This is a genomic window from Bacillus cereus group sp. MG1 (assembly GCF_040460035.1).
GTDB lineage: Bacteria > Bacillota > Bacilli > Bacillales > Bacillaceae_G > Bacillus_A > Bacillus_A cereus.
The window spans coordinates 963,550-978,309 of the sequence record NZ_JARVGY010000001.1 but is presented as its reverse complement, the minus strand read 5'-3'; the positions used below and the strand labels follow the sequence as shown (position 1 = coordinate 978,309).

Sequence of the window (14,760 nt, the reverse complement as noted above, 5' to 3'; positions counted from 1 at the left end):
GAGGTATTCTCGTAATAGTGACGGTTATGACAAAAGATTACAGTAAGGGGCTATAACCCATGCCCATCAACTTAAGAATTTTCACTACCCCCAAGTGTCAAAAAAAGTTATCCTTTCTAAAAAGCTAGCTAGAAAGGGTGACATTTTTTATGAATCTTTCGATTCAAGATGAATTACAACTATTTTCTGAAGAGCTGTATCGTCATTTAACTCCCTCTCTTTTGGAAGAACTCGCAAAAGAATTAGGGTTTGTAAAAAGAAAACGAAAGTTTTCAGGAAATGAATTAGCTACCATATGTATCTGGGTAAGTCAACGTACAGCGAGCGATTCTCTCGTTCGACTATGCAGTCAATTACACGCAGCCACAGGCACTCTTATGAGTCCAGAAGGACTCAATAAACGCTTTGATAAAAAAGCAGTTGAATTTTTGAAATATATTTTTTCTGCATTATGGAAAAGTAAACTTTGTAAAACATCAACTATTTCAAGTGCAGCACTCATGTATTTTCAACGCATTCGTATTTTAGATGCGACGATTTTCCAAGTACCAAAACATTTAGCTCATGTATATCCTGGATCAGGTGGTTGTGCACAAACAGCAGGCATCAAGATTCAATTAGAATATGACTTACACAGCGGACAGTTTCTAAACTTCCAGGTAGGTCCAGGAAAACATAATGATAAAACATTTGGAACAGATTGCTTAGATACCTTACGGCCGGGTGATCTGTGTATTCGTGATTTAGGCTATTTTTCATTGGAAGACTTAGATCAAATGGATCAACGTGGAGTGTGCTATATATCAAGACTTAAGTTAAACCATACCGTCTATACGAAAAATCCGTTTCCGGAATACTTTCGAAATGGGACAATCAAAAAACAATCACAGTATATCCAGGTGGATTTAGAGAACATTATGCACACGTTAAAATCAGGACAAACATATGAAATAAAAGAGGCGTATATTGGCAAGAATCAAAGATTAGTTACAAGAGTAATTATCTACCGATTAACAGAGGAACAAATACTGGAACGTAGAAAAAAACAAAGCTATACCGAAAGTAAAAAGGGAATTACGTTTTCAGAAAAAAGTAAACGATTAACAGGTATCAACATATATGTTACGAATACGCCTTGGGAGATGGTTCCGATGGAACAAATCCATGATTTTTACTCCCTTCGCTGGCAGATAGAAATCATATTTAAAACGTGGAAATCTTTATTTCAAATTCATCACTGGCAAACTATCAAGCAAGAGAGATTAGAATGCCATGTGTATGGAAAGCTCATTGCCATTTTTATCTGTTCTTCTACGATGTTTAAGATGCGCCAACTTTTGTTGCAAAAGCACAAAAGAGAATTAAGTGAATATAAAGCAATTGGGATGATTCAAGATCATCTATCCCTGTTATATCAAGCAATACAGAGAAACACCCAAGAAATAGCAAAGGTCTTAATCCGCCTGTTTACCCTACTACAGAAAAATGGCCGGAAATCTCATCGATATGAGAAAAAGACAGTCTTTGATATTATGGGTGTTATCTATGAGTATAGTGGATATAGAAAACAAAAGAAAGTTGCATAAGTTAAAAAATGAAACCCGTTAGGGTTTATTTCGTATACTCATTTTTAATGGAATTATATTATTTCAAAGTTTTTTCATTTTAATCAATGGAAAGCCGCGGCGTTTCTATCCTTAAGTTGATGGGCATGGGGCTATAACCGTATTGTAATCAAATTGAATGAAATGACTGGGGGAAGAAAAATGAGAGTGAAAGAGCAATTGTTAACTTTGAGAGCGTATGTGCCTGGGAAAAACATTGAAGAAGTAAAAAGAGAATATGGTTTATCAAAAATTGTGAAATTAGCATCCAACGAAAATCCATTCGGTTGTTCAGCACGTGTGACAGAAACATTAACTTCTTTAGCGAGCCAATATGCCCTTTATCCAGATGGATATGCCTTTGAACTTCGGACAAAAGTAGCGGAACATTTAGGTGTAAAAGCAGAACAACTACTATTTGGTAGTGGATTAGATGAAGTCATTCAAATGATTAGCCGAGCGTTACTACATGAAGGAACAAACGTTGTAATGGCGAATCCTACGTTTTCACAATATCATCACCATGCTGTTATTGAAGGAGCAGAAGTTCGTGAAGTATCACTTAAAGATGGTATTCACGATTTAGATGCAATGCTAGAGCAAGTAGATGAGAAAACGAAAATTGTATGGATTTGTAATCCGAATAATCCAACAGGTACATATGTTGAGAAACAAAAATTACTTTCATTTTTAGAATCAGTTCCTAAGTCGGCTCTCGTTATTATGGACGAAGCATATTATGAATACGCGGAAACAGAAGACTATCCGCAAACATTACCACTTCTTGAAAAGTATGAAAATCTTATGGTTTTACGCACGTTTTCAAAAGCATATGGTTTAGCTGCTTTTCGTATCGGATATGCGATTGGGGATGCGAAGTTAATCGGACAGCTAGAAGTAGCTAGGTTACCATTCAATACATCAACTGTAGCCCAATCTGTAGCACTCGCTGCATTAGAAGATCAAGCCTTTTTACAAGATTGTGTGCAAAAGAATGCTGAAGGTTTAAATCAGTATTATGCATTTTGTAAAGAATATAACGTATTCTATTATCCATCCCAAACAAATTTCATTTTCTTAAAACTTGGTATACCGGGTAATGAAGCTTTCGAACGATTAATGAAAAAAGGATATATCGTTCGTTCTGGTGCTGCATTTGGTATCGATGATGGTATTCGTATTACTGTCGGTTTGAAGGAAGAAAATGATGAAATTATAGAGTTGCTGAAAGAGCTTGTAAATGAGCAAGTACAGAAAGAAGAAACATATTCTTAAGAGATTGTGAAGGCTCCTAGTATAGGAGCCTTTTTTATCGCATTCAAAATAAAGGTTGAAGACTGCTAATTAAGTTATTCTGTAAACCACGGTTTGTATGGCTCGATAATTAGTGAGAGAAGTTATTTGCACGGTCATAAAAGAAAGCGGTACAATAGAAGATGATGGTAAGGTATCGGTGTCATATCCGAACCTTTTGAACAATTAACTACTCTGTAAGAAGAAGTATAAGAAGAAGTATGCTCATTCTAAAGGTTGCGTTCTAACAGTGAGTTGCTTATGATAAATGAACAGAAGAGAATATTTTTTAGAATTAAAGGAGACGTTTATGCAAAAGTTTGAACAAGCTGTTTCATATATTGAAAATGGTGAAGCGGAAAAAGGATTACAATTATTAAAAGAACAATTAAAAATTGCGAATGATGAAGAGAAGTATGATATCGCTCGTTACTATCATACGCTTGGATTTACAGATGAGGCATTAGCAATTACTGAAGACTTACGTTTACTGTATCCAGAAGAAAGTGAATTCACTGTATTTTTAGCAGAATTATATATTGATCTAGATAAAGAAGATGAAGCGATTGAAGTGCTTCATGATATTCCAGAAAATGACGATTTATATGTTCAATCGTTATTACTTGTTGCAGATTTATTCCAAATGCAAGGTTTTGATGATGTAGCAGAGCAAAAACTATTAAAGGCGAAAGAAATGATGCCTGATGAACCTGTTATTACGTTTGGGTTAGCAGAATTATATAGTAGTAAAGGTGAAGAACAAAAGGCAATTACTTATTATGAATCGCTATTAGCGGAACATAAAGTAATGGGTGGTGTTGTGATCGCACTTCGCCTCGCAGAAACGTTAAGCGCGATCGGAAACTGGGAAGAAGCGATTTCTTATTATGAAGCAGGCCTAGAGGAACAAAAAGATATTCACTCATTATTTGGATATGCCTTTACATTATACCAAGGTGAAGAATATCAGAGAGCAATTGGTGCTTGGCAAGAACTAAAAGAATTAGACCCTGAGTACGCATCACTGTACATGTATTTAGCGAAAAGCTATGAAAAAGAAGGAATGCTTCAAGAAAGCTATGAAACGCTTCATGAAGGAATTAAAGTAGATGAGCTTTCAGTTCCATTTTATGTAGAGTTAGCGAACATTGCGGCGAAATTAGGGAAAATAGTAGAAGCAGAGGAAGTTCTTCAAAAAGCGCTTGAGTTAGATCCAGGGCATTTAGGTGCAACATTAAAATATGCATATATCTTAAAAGAACAAGAAAAGTACGAAGAGTTAATTGCAATTGTAGAGCGTGCTATTGATAGTGGAGAACCAGATACACAACTACTTTGGGATCTTGCGTATGCAAAAAAACAATTAGAAATGTATTCGGATGCATTAAAACACTATGAAAGTGCATATACTTCTTTTAAGAATCATCCAGACTTCTTAGAAGAGTACGGTTATTTCTTATTGGAAGAAGGAAAACGAAAAGAGGCGAAAGAAGTATTTACCCAGTTATTACAACTAGACCCGACACAAATTCATATTGAAGAATTGTTATATAATTTAGAGGATTTTTCATAAGTTGGAAGGAAACTGAATGCCGCTTCTTGAATCTAAAAAGAAAAGAGAAAGACAGAGGAGGGACTTAATTGCTATGAATACCCCTGTTTCTGTAAACGAGAAGAAGGATTTTGTAAAATGGTTTTTGAATAATTACCAACTGAAACAGCGTGAATGTGTATGGATTCTGAATTATTTAATGAGTCACGACCAATTGATGCATAAAGTCCACTTCGTAGAGCATGCAAAATATTGTCCGCGTGGCTTAGTGATGTCAGCGAATTGTGTGAAAGACACACCGTTTCACTTTTTTAAACAAAATGTTATGACAACAGATGCTGAAAAATCGTTTCATGATATTCGTTTAAATCGAGATGAGGATATTTATATTCAACTCAACTTTAAATCATCGTTTCAAAATGCGAATTATGTAGCTGTATTAGAAGAAAACCCATATCTACCAAAGCATATTGAAGTAAATGAAAAAGATCGTTTACTTGCAGAAAGGTTTTTGGAAGAAAGTGTATTTTCGTTTAGGAGAGAACGCCTTTTGAAACAAATTGATGAAGCGTTAGATAAGCAAGATAAGGAAGCGTTTCATAGATTAACGGCAGAGTTAAAGACTTTATAGAATTTATTTGGATTAATTAATTTTTACAAATTTCAGACTTTTATAAAGAAAAACTACCTATATTGGGTAGTTTTTCTTTTTTTACCTCTTTTAGTGTGGTTTAATATATATAAAGTGAAAGTTCTGTCATTTGTAAGTGAAGGAGTGAAGGAGGGAAGGGATTTGAAGTGGATTGTAAAAGATGTAGAACAGTTTGAGCAAGCAAGAGAGTATGTTGATACAGGAGTAATACCGCTGTTATCAATTTCGGCAGCAAAAGAAATGAAAATGGTTGTAGAACAAGGTGAATTTATCGAATTGTTGAGCACGGAATTGGAAAGAGAGTATAAAGGAAGAGTGCTTTTACTGCCTGCGTTTACGTATTTGGTAGAAAGTCAAAAGAATGAAAAAGGTCGTTTGCAAGAATGGACAAATCATTTACGAAGTGAAGGTTTTAAGCATATTGCTTATGTTACAAGTGATTTTTCATGGAAAGAGGATATGCAAGAGTTACAGGGAGATTTATTTTGGTTTCCTTCATTAGCGTTAGAACAATTTAGTGATCAAGCAAAAAGAGAAGTTATTCATGCGCATATAAAAAATATAATGGTGATGTTGGAAGAGAAATGGGGAAACTCGCAATAAACAGAAAGTTCTTATTATTATGAGTAGTATGATATTGACCTGTGCATGAGCGTATTATATCATGATAGTGTCCTAGTTTTTATTTTTTATATAATTTATCACGAGGGGACAATTTCTGATAGAGGGGGGAAATTTTCGTGAGCGACAAAGAACATCGCGTGTCAAGAAGACAATTTTTAAATTACACACTCACAGGGGTAGGAGGCTTTATGGCTGCCGGTATTTTAATGCCGATGACGCGATTTGCGCTTGATCCGGTGTTAAGAAAAGAAGCGGGAACAGATATGGTTGCTGTTGCGCAAGTAAAGGATATTACAACAGAGCCGAAGCGTTTCGATTTTAAAGTGAAGCAGGTTGATGGTTGGTACAAGTCTGAAGAACCAAAATCGGCTTGGGTTCATAAAGATGAAAGCGGAGACATTGTTGCGTTCTCTCCAGTATGTAAACATTTAGGATGTACAGTTAACTGGAATTCGGACAAAGCACATCCGAATCAATTCTTTTGCCCATGTCACGGGGGGCGTTATACAAAAGATGGGATTAACATTAAAGGTACGCCACCCCTTGCTCCGCTTGATGTGTACGAGTCTAAAGTGAAAGATGGAACGCTGTATCTAGGAAAAGCGAAGCCAAGAGGGGGTGCAAAGTAGATGTTAAATAAAATTTATGATTGGGTGGATGAAAGATTGGATATTACACCAATATGGCGTGATATCGCTGATCATGAAGTACCTGAACATGTAAACCCGGCACATCACTTTTCTGCATTCGTCTATTGCTTTGGAGGACTTACCTTTTTCGTTACTGTAATTCAAATTTTATCTGGAATGTTTTTGACGATGTATTATGTGCCTGATATTAAAAATGCTTGGGAATCAGTTTACTATTTACAAAATGAAGTTGCTTATGGGCAAATTGTTCGTGGTATGCACCACTGGGGTGCTAGTCTCGTAATTGTAATGATGTTTTTACATACACTCAGAGTTTTCTTCCAAGGTGCGTATAAAAAGCCCCGTGAGTTAAACTGGATTGTTGGTGTTCTTATTTTCTTTGTTATGTTAGGTCTTGGTTTTACCGGATATTTATTGCCGTGGGATATGAAAGCTTTATTTGCTACAAAAGTAGGGATTCAAATTGCAGAGCAAACACCGCTCATTGGTCCTTATATTAAAACATTACTCGCTGGTCATTCCGAAATTGTTGGCGCTCAAACATTAACTCGCTTCTTTGCTATTCACGTCTTCTTCTTACCAGCAGCACTTCTAGGTTTAATGGCCTTCCACTTCATCATGATTCGCAAACAAGGTATTTCCGGTCCACTATAAGAGATTGCTAAATTAAAGGGGAAAGAACTAAAGGAGGGAGATTATGCATCGCGGCAAAGGGATGAAGTTTGTAGGAGATTCTCGGGTACCAGTAGCTCGGAAACCAAATATTCCAAAAGACTATTCTGAATACCCAGGGAAAACAGAAGCATTTTGGCCGAACTTCTTGTTAAAAGAATGGATGGTTGGTGCAGTTTTTTTAATCGGTTATTTATGTTTAACAGTGGCGCATCCGTCGCCGCTTGAGAGAATGGCGGACCCAACAGATGCTGGATATATACCACTTCCAGATTGGTATTTCTTATTCTTGTATCAGTTATTAAAGTATTCGTATGCTTCCGGTTCATTTACTGTAATTGGAGCATTTATTATGCCAGGGATTGCGTTTGGAGCATTACTGTTAGCTCCATTTCTTGATCGAGGTCCAGAAAGACGTCCATTGAAGCGTCCTGTGGCAACTGGATTTATGCTTTTAGCAATTGCATCGATTATCTTTTTAACTTGGGAATCTGTAGCACACCACGACTGGGAAGCTGCAAAAAAACAAGGAGCAATTGTAAAAACAGCGCCAGTTGATAAAAATGATGATGGCTATAAATTAATGCAAAAAAATACTTGTTTAACATGTCATGGTGACAATTTACAAGGCGGGGCAGCAGCACCGGCACTGCAAAACTTAACTTTAAAGCCAGAAGAAATTGCTAAAATTGCGAAAGAGGGAAAAGGTTCAATGCCTAAAGGTGTATTTAAAGGTACGGATGAGGAACTGAAGAAGCTTTCGGAATTCGTTGCAAAGTATAATAAAAAATAATAAAAAGCTGACTACAAAATTTGTAGTCAGCTTTTCTATTTAGTTGGATGAAGTTTGTTATAATAGAGTAGGATTTAATGAATGAATTACTTTGCTTGAAAGGTGTTGGACATACGGATTGGTGTACTTGTATGCAATGTTAAGACAACGCTCGGTATTATTATTTTTATTAATTGTTAACATATTAGGTACAATTTACGGATTTATATGGTACGGAAATCAATTGAAAGAAACGTCACCTATATTTTGGCCGTTTGTACCAGATAGTCCTATGGCGAGTCTCTTTTTTGTCTTTGTTTTAATTGCTTTTTTGGCAAAGAGAAACTGGGGATTAATAGAAGCGTTAGCGATTGTAACTTTAATAAAATATGGTATTTGGGCTGTTGTTGTAAACGGGATTATGATTTACGTAAAAGGGCCTATTGGCCTTATGGGCTACATGTTAATGCTTTCGCACTTTGCGATGGCAGTACAAGGATTTTTATATGCTCCATTCTATCGTATAAAAAAATGGCATTTTATAGTAGCAGCTGTGTGGACGTTGCATAACGATGCAATTGATTATTTATTTTGGCAAATGCCGCGATATGGAATTATGCATTTGTTTGTAGAGGAAATTGGTTATTTTACGTTTTGGTTAAGTATTGCTGTACTATGTATTACATATTATTGTTGCTTACGTGAGCAAAGGAAACAATTTTCTTTATGATGGTTAGAACATTTAGGGGGAGAACATGGAGAAAAATAAGAGTGGTACAAAAATATTGGATCGATTGATTACTTTAGTTGTTTCATATAGCATAGCATTTTCTATTTTTGCACTCGCAACAACGGCAGTTGTCTATGGAAAATGGCTGTATTATTTTGAAATTGATTTTTTAAATATTCCTGATTTAGCGGATATGACGAAGGATGAAATTAAAAGAAATTACGATGTGCTTATTACATATTTATCCCCGTTTTATGACGGAGCATTACATTTGCCAACATTAGATATGTCCACAAATGGCCGTATTCATTTTGTAGATGTTAAAAATATTTTAGTAAAGATTCAATATGTGATGTATGCGACAATTATGATTGCAGTGATAGGCGGAATTTATTTATTAAAAAAGAAAAATGAAAAGTTTTTACTGCACGGATCGATTTTAACAATCATTTTTCCGATAGCGCTTATGTTACCAATTGCTATTAATTTTGAAAAGAGTTTTGTATTATTCCATAAACTTTTATTTAGTAATGATTATTGGGTTTTTGATCCTGAAAAAGATCCAATTATATTAATGTTACCAGAAGAGTTCTTTATGCATGCTGCGTGTGCTATTTTATTATTTATTTTAGGTGGTAGTATACTTTGTTACAGTTTATATCGATATTTCGTAAAAAAGAAAAGGATGTCACAGAAAAAATTCTCTGCTTAAAGAGAATTTTTTTCTTTGTAAAATGATAATATATTTTTCGGTCTAGTTCTGTTCTATTCTTGTCCCAATTAACATATTTTGTACTAGTAGTTATAGGGGGGACCGGGATGAAGAGAACATTAATTGGATTGATAGCATTTCTAATTATAATGTTTCCGTTACGTATATATGCTGAAGAGTGGAATGAGCTAACAGGGTTATTAGACGACTCGTTACAGTTAGTGAAGCGTAATGAAGATGAAAAAGCGGTACAAGTATTACAACATTTCTCGGAGCAATTTTTAATAAAGGGGAATGAAAAGAAGCAGGAAGTAACACCAGATCAAGTTAGAGTTATTTCTTTAGCTTACGATAAGGCGCAACAATCGCTCTCTGAAGAAGGTTTAGGTAAGCAAGCTAAAATTGATAATGTGCTGGCATTACAACTTGCTGTTGATGCACAAGTATCGAAATATCAACCACTTTGGATGGAAAGAGAAAGGAAAGTAATGGATGCCTTTTCTCAAATGGAAAAAGCGATGGAAAAAGAAGATGCTGGGCAGTTTCAACAAACGTTAAATACGTTTTTAAATGAATTCAATATTATTTATCCAAGCTTAATGATTGCTTTGCCAGAAAACGAGGTTCAGCGTGTAAATGTTCATTTATCTTATTTAGATGAATTTCGTAACGTTATGTTAAAAACGAAAGGCGGCCAAATGCAATTAGGGATTATTAAAGGGGATTTGCAAAAGATATTTCACACAGTAAAAAAAGATGAAATTGCACCCTCTCTCATTTGGTTTATGACAATTACTGGGGGACTTATTTTCTTCACATTAACTTATGTTGGATGGAGAAAGTATAAAGGAGAAAGAGAAAAAAGAAAAAGTAATGTACATTCTAAAAATAGATAATGCAATAAATAAAGATATGGATTGTAAGGTTTATTCATTGACAATAGTGGCAGAAGAAAATAGAATGAGAAGTACTATAATTAAAACTTCAATGGAGGTTCATGATGTTTTATTTAATTTACTTCGCGATCATAATGATCATACCGTTGTATGCACAGTCAAGAGTACGTAGTGCCTATAGCAAGTATTCACAAGTTTATTCAACATCAGGTATGACAGGAGCGGAAGTGGCTCGAAAAATTTTAGATGAAAATGGATTATACAACGTAGCTGTAGAAGAAACACCAGGTCATTTATCAGACCATTATGATCCAACCGCTAAGACGGTTCGATTATCAACAGATAACTATTATGGACATTCAGTTGCTGGTACAGCAGTTGCAGCACACGAAGTAGGACACGCAATTCAAGATGCAAAAGATTATAAATTTATGCGCGTTCGTCATTCGTTAGTGCCAGTTGCAAACTTTGGTTCGAATATGTCTTGGATTTTCGTCCTAATCGGTATATTTGCACAAATGTCTGGTTTGTTGTTATTAGGTATCATTTTAATGGCAGCAGGTGTTGTGTTCCAGCTCGTTACATTGCCAGTTGAGTTTGATGCGTCAAAGCGCGCAATGCAACAAATTGAAGCGTTAGGTATTGTATCAACAGATGAATATGGGCAAGCTCGTAAAGTATTAAATGCGGCAGCATTAACATATGTAGCAGCTGCAGCTGTAGCGGTATTTGAATTATTACGTCTCGTATTAATGTATACTGGTATGCAGCGTAGCGACGACTAAAGACTATCAATTTTGATAGTCTTTTTTTGTTGTATGGATTGAATTATATAATGTATTGCAAATAGAAATAATAGAAGTAATGCGGAAAGGCGGTGGGGGGAAATGAAATATCCAGACCATTTAGTAAAACAAGTGCAAGAGCGCAGTGCTCCTTATCAACTAGAAGGTTTTTTAAGTGGACAAGGTCCTGAAAATCCCAAATTTATGTTGTTAGGAGAGGCGCCTGGTGAAACAGAAATTCATAATGGGATTCCGTTTAGCGGGAGGGCGGGAAAACAATTAATGGATTTTTTAGAGCGTATTGATGTTACAAGGGAAGAAGTATATATTACGAGCGCTGTTCGAAGTAGACCTTATAAATGGCGAGAGAAAAAAGAACGAAATGGTGAAATCATACAAAAAAAGTATAATAGAACGCCAAATCAGGGAGAAATAGTTGCCCATGCGCCTTTGTTAGATTATGAATTAGAGAAAATACATCCGAAGCTTATCGTCACGCTTGGAAATATCGGTCTTCAACGTTTAACAGGAAAAAATAAAAAAATCACAGATGTACACGGGCAATTATTAAAACAGCCCATTCAAAAATTAAAGGATATGCAAAGTGCAGAGTTTACATGGTCAGAGAAAGAATATCATGTTTTTCCGACTTTTCATCCAGCTTCCATTTTTTATAATCGGAGTTTATTGGAGCTTATTCATGAGGATTTTGAGAAGCTTAAAAGACTTGTAATAAAAAACTAGAAAAGCTAAGGCGCTTTTCTAGTTACATTTAATTATGTAAAGGGTTTTTATTTTCATCTAACGTAAATCCTTCACCAACTACATCATGTACATCACTTACAGCGACAAAAGCATGAGGATCTACAGAAGTAATGATATTCTTTAATTTCACGATTTCATTTTTAGCAACAACGCAATACAATACGTTACGTTCCACTTTTGTATACGATCCAACAGCTTTTAAAAAGGTTGCTCCGCGCTCCATTTCAGATAAAATTTTGGCAGCAATTTCATCGTTTTTCTCTGAGATAATAGTCGCTCCTTTGGCAGCATAAGCTCCTTCTTGCATAAAATCAATGACTTTAGCACCGATAAAAACAGCAACTAGCGTATACATGCCCTCGCGGTATGATAAATAGGTAAGAATAGAGACTACGATAACGACAGCATCAAACATAAACATTGTTTTCCCCATACTCCAGCCAACATATTTGTGAGCTAGTCGTGCGATAATATCTACACCGCCAGTAGTCCCGCCATATTTAAATATTATTCCAAGGCCGATACCGATAAATGCCCCGGCGAATAAAGCTGCGAGTGTCATATCATTTTGCAAGTTTAAATGTAAGTTGAGTACTTCGTAACGCTGGAAAATCCATAGAAATAAAGATACGCTAAAGGTGCCAATTAATGTATATAAAAATGTCGTTCTGCCAAGTAACCTCCAACCAATAAAAAATATAGGGATATTTAAAATTAAGTTTGAGTAGGAAGGATCAAACTTAAATAAAAAATACAATAATAGTGTAATACCAGTAAACCCACCCTCTGCAAGGTGGTTTTCAATATTGATATTGACAATACCGAAAGAAAATATAGCGGAACCGATTAAAATAAAAATAATATTTCGCATCTTCAATTTTGATGTCATATAGAAATCCCCCTAATTATGTAATGATTGCATTGCTCCGCTGAAACAGTAAAACATAATAATAAGTAATTTCTAGTTGCTAGTGAAAATAGTAAGAACTTGATTGATGTGGGCTGATCTTTTGTGAAAAGCACAAAAGAAGGTTTCACTTTATCCCGCTCTAACGGCTGATAGGAGATGAAGCAAAGAAGAGGGGCAAACCAGCCGTAGGAACTCGATTAGTTCAACTAATCTTTTGCAAAAAGCGCAAAAGAAGTTTCACTTTACCCCGTACCAACGGCTGGTAGGAGATAAAGCTCTGAAGAAAGGCGAACCAGCCGTAGGAACCCGATTAGTTCAACTAATCTTTTGCAAAAAGCGCAAAAGAAGTTTCACTTTACCCCGTACCAACGGCTGGTAGGAGATAAAGCTCTGAAGAAAGGCGAACCAGCCGTAGGAACCCGATTAGTTCAACTAATCTTTTGCAAAAAAACGCAAAAGAAGTTTCACTTTATTATAGTCTATCCAAAAATGGGTCGCAAATAGGTGTTTGGCGGGGAATAATATTTGTCAAATCGCGATGAATTGGCTAACATGAAAGAGGAAGGATTAGAGGTGAATAGTATGGAAGCAAAAACGATGAAAGATATGCAGAAAGAAGTAGATGCATATATTGGTCAGTTTAAAGAAGGTTATTTCAGTCCGCTTGCAATGATGGCTCGTTTAACGGAAGAAATGGGAGAGCTTGCAAGAGAGGTAAATCATTATTATGGTGAGAAACCGAAGAAAACAACTGAAAAAGAAAGAAGTATTGAAGAAGAGCTTGGAGATGTATTATTTGTTATGATTTGTATGGCAAATAGTTTAAATATTGATTTAGAGACAGCACATAACATTGTAATGAATAAATTTAATACACGTGATAAAGATCGCTGGACACGTATTGATGAGGGAGAGAAAGAATAATGAAAGAAATTAAAGTAATTATCGCCGGAGCAAGAGGACGTATGGGACATGAAGCAGTTCTTCTTATGGAAAGAACGGAACATTTTAATTTAGTAGCAGCAGTGGATTATAAGCATGGTGGTGAGAAGATTTCTGATTTACCTGGCATGCCAGCATTACATGCACCGATTTACGCTGATTTACATACTTGTTTAGATGAAGTAGAAGCAGATGTGTTGTTAGATTTAACAACACCAGAAGTGGGGAAACAACACGTTACACTTGCAGTTGAGCGTGGACTTCGTTCGGTTATTGGTACAACTGGATTTACAGAAGAAGAATTGGCACGTTTAACAGAGAATGCAAAAGAAAAAGCAGTAGGAACAATTATTGCTCCAAACTTTGCAATTGGTGCAATTCTTATGATGAAATTCTCACAAATGGCAGCGAAATATTTCCAAGATGTTGAGGTAATTGAATTACATCATGATCAAAAATTAGACGCACCATCTGGTACAGCTGTAAAAACGGTAGAGTTAATTCGTCAAAATCGTGAATCAAAGCAGCAAGGTCATCCAAAAGAAGTAGAGCAACTAGCAGGTGCACGTGGTGCAAATGTAGACGGTATTCACATTCATAGTGTACGTTTGCCAGGGCTTATTGCACACCAAGAAGTAATGTTCGGTGGAGATGGACAAATGTTAACAGTTCGTCATGATTCATTCAATCGTGCATCATTTATGTCAGGTGTAAAACTATCAATTGAGACAGTAATGAACCTTGATCATCTTGTGTACGGTTTAGAAAATATTATCGACTAAAGGGGAGACAACGGATGAAAATTGCCTTAATCGCACATGACAAAAAGAAAAATGATATGGTTTCGTTTGCATACGCATATAAACCAATTTTTGAACAACATGAATTATTTGCAACAGGAACGACAGGGCTTCGTATTATGGAAGCGACTGGATTAGTTGTAACAAGATATCAATCTGGCCCTCTTGGTGGAGATCAAGAAATTGGTGCAATGATTGCAAAGAACGATTTAGATATGGTGATTTTCTTCCGCGATCCATTAACAGCACAGCCGCATGAACCGGATGTGAATGCATTGCTTCGTTTATGTGATGTATATGCGATTCCACTTGCAACGAATATGGCAAGTGCTGAAATGTTAATGCACGCATTAGAGCGAGGAGATTTAGATTATCGTAAGTTAAGAAAATGAGGGGAACAA

17 protein-coding genes are annotated in these 14,760 nt (G+C 35.8%); 16 read left to right on the top strand and 1 reads right to left on the bottom strand.

The features are described from left to right. The first annotated feature begins 149 nt into the window (after positions 1-149). The 13 genes from QCI79_RS04885 (at position 150) to QCI79_RS04825 (ending at position 11,686) form a co-directional block, all read left to right on the top strand. Entirely contained in the window at positions 150-1,586 is a 1,437-nt protein-coding gene (locus QCI79_RS04885) for an IS4 family transposase (protein WP_042991529.1), read from the top strand. 180 nt (positions 1,587-1,766) lie between these two features. Further along, positions 1,767-2,879 (top strand): histidinol-phosphate transaminase, encoded by a 1,113-nt coding sequence (gene hisC, locus QCI79_RS04880; RefSeq protein ID WP_001264037.1) that lies wholly within the window; start codon positions 1,767-1,769, stop codon positions 2,877-2,879. Positions 2,880-3,207: 328 nt separating this feature from the next. After that, a complete protein-coding gene (locus QCI79_RS04875; RefSeq protein ID WP_001168671.1) occupies positions 3,208-4,470 on the top strand; it encodes a tetratricopeptide repeat protein in 1,263 nt (420 codons plus the stop codon). A gap of 73 nt (positions 4,471-4,543) precedes the next feature. Beyond that, complete coding sequence (locus QCI79_RS04870; RefSeq protein WP_001095925.1) at positions 4,544-5,080, top strand: ReoY family proteolytic degradation factor; 537 nt, start codon at positions 4,544-4,546, stop codon at positions 5,078-5,080. A 162-nt stretch (positions 5,081-5,242) separates the two neighbouring features. Continuing rightward, positions 5,243-5,704, top strand: coding sequence for a YpiF family protein (locus tag QCI79_RS04865; RefSeq protein ID WP_000871314.1), 462 nt, complete (start codon positions 5,243-5,245; stop codon positions 5,702-5,704). A 137-nt stretch (positions 5,705-5,841) separates the two neighbouring features. After that, positions 5,842-6,354 (top strand): menaquinol-cytochrome c reductase iron-sulfur subunit, encoded by a 513-nt coding sequence (qcrA, locus tag QCI79_RS04860; protein WP_001280593.1) that lies wholly within the window; start codon positions 5,842-5,844, stop codon positions 6,352-6,354. Then, a complete protein-coding gene (gene qcrB / locus QCI79_RS04855) occupies positions 6,355-7,029 on the top strand; it encodes a menaquinol-cytochrome c reductase cytochrome b subunit (protein WP_000932700.1) in 675 nt (224 codons plus the stop codon). A gap of 43 nt (positions 7,030-7,072) precedes the next feature. Beyond that, positions 7,073-7,840 carry a menaquinol-cytochrome c reductase cytochrome b/c subunit gene (gene qcrC, locus QCI79_RS04850; protein WP_000554603.1) on the top strand — a complete coding sequence of 256 codons (768 nt, stop codon included), beginning with the start codon at positions 7,073-7,075 and terminating at the stop codon, positions 7,838-7,840. 118 nt (positions 7,841-7,958) lie between these two features. Further along, positions 7,959-8,549, top strand: a complete 591-nt coding sequence (lhaT, locus tag QCI79_RS04845; RefSeq protein ID WP_025967075.1) for a lipoprotein heptaprenylglyceryl N-acetyltransferase LhaT — start codon at positions 7,959-7,961, stop codon at positions 8,547-8,549. A 25-nt stretch (positions 8,550-8,574) separates the two neighbouring features. Continuing rightward, positions 8,575-9,261 (top strand): lipoprotein intramolecular transacylase Lit, encoded by a 687-nt coding sequence (gene lit / locus QCI79_RS04840; protein WP_000414377.1) that lies wholly within the window; start codon positions 8,575-8,577, stop codon positions 9,259-9,261. Between the two features lie 107 nt (positions 9,262-9,368). Continuing rightward, positions 9,369-10,157: a sporulation protein YpjB gene (gene ypjB, locus QCI79_RS04835; protein ID WP_000831583.1), complete on the top strand. Its 789-nt coding sequence runs from the start codon at positions 9,369-9,371 to the stop codon at positions 10,155-10,157. 101 nt (positions 10,158-10,258) lie between these two features. Further along, entirely contained in the window at positions 10,259-10,942 is a 684-nt protein-coding gene (locus QCI79_RS04830; protein ID WP_058839490.1) for a zinc metallopeptidase, read from the top strand. A 102-nt stretch (positions 10,943-11,044) separates the two neighbouring features. Continuing rightward, on the top strand, positions 11,045-11,686 hold the full coding sequence (locus QCI79_RS04825; RefSeq protein ID WP_000876871.1) for a uracil-DNA glycosylase: 642 nt from the start codon (positions 11,045-11,047) through the stop codon (positions 11,684-11,686). A 28-nt stretch (positions 11,687-11,714) separates the two neighbouring features. On the opposite strand, the gene QCI79_RS04820 is transcribed toward QCI79_RS04825, so the two are convergent. Beyond that, positions 11,715-12,596: a YitT family protein gene (locus tag QCI79_RS04820; protein ID WP_000202121.1), complete on the bottom strand. Its 882-nt coding sequence runs from the start codon at positions 12,594-12,596 to the stop codon at positions 11,715-11,717. Positions 12,597-13,199: 603 nt separating this feature from the next. Here QCI79_RS04820 and QCI79_RS04815 point away from each other — a divergent pair. The 3 genes from QCI79_RS04815 to mgsA are packed head-to-tail and all read left to right on the top strand — an operon-like array spanning position 13,200 to position 14,751. Then, positions 13,200-13,541, top strand: coding sequence for a nucleotide pyrophosphohydrolase (locus tag QCI79_RS04815; protein ID WP_002108639.1), 342 nt, complete (start codon positions 13,200-13,202; stop codon positions 13,539-13,541). Next, positions 13,541-14,341 carry a dihydrodipicolinate reductase gene (dapB, locus tag QCI79_RS04810; protein WP_021728589.1) on the top strand — a complete coding sequence of 267 codons (801 nt, stop codon included), beginning with the start codon at positions 13,541-13,543 and terminating at the stop codon, positions 14,339-14,341. The genes QCI79_RS04815 and dapB overlap by 1 nt, the downstream gene beginning before the upstream one ends. 14 nt (positions 14,342-14,355) lie before the next feature. Next, positions 14,356-14,751, top strand: coding sequence for a methylglyoxal synthase (gene mgsA / locus QCI79_RS04805; RefSeq protein WP_000684765.1), 396 nt, complete (start codon positions 14,356-14,358; stop codon positions 14,749-14,751). The last annotated feature ends 9 nt before the right edge of the window (positions 14,752-14,760 follow it).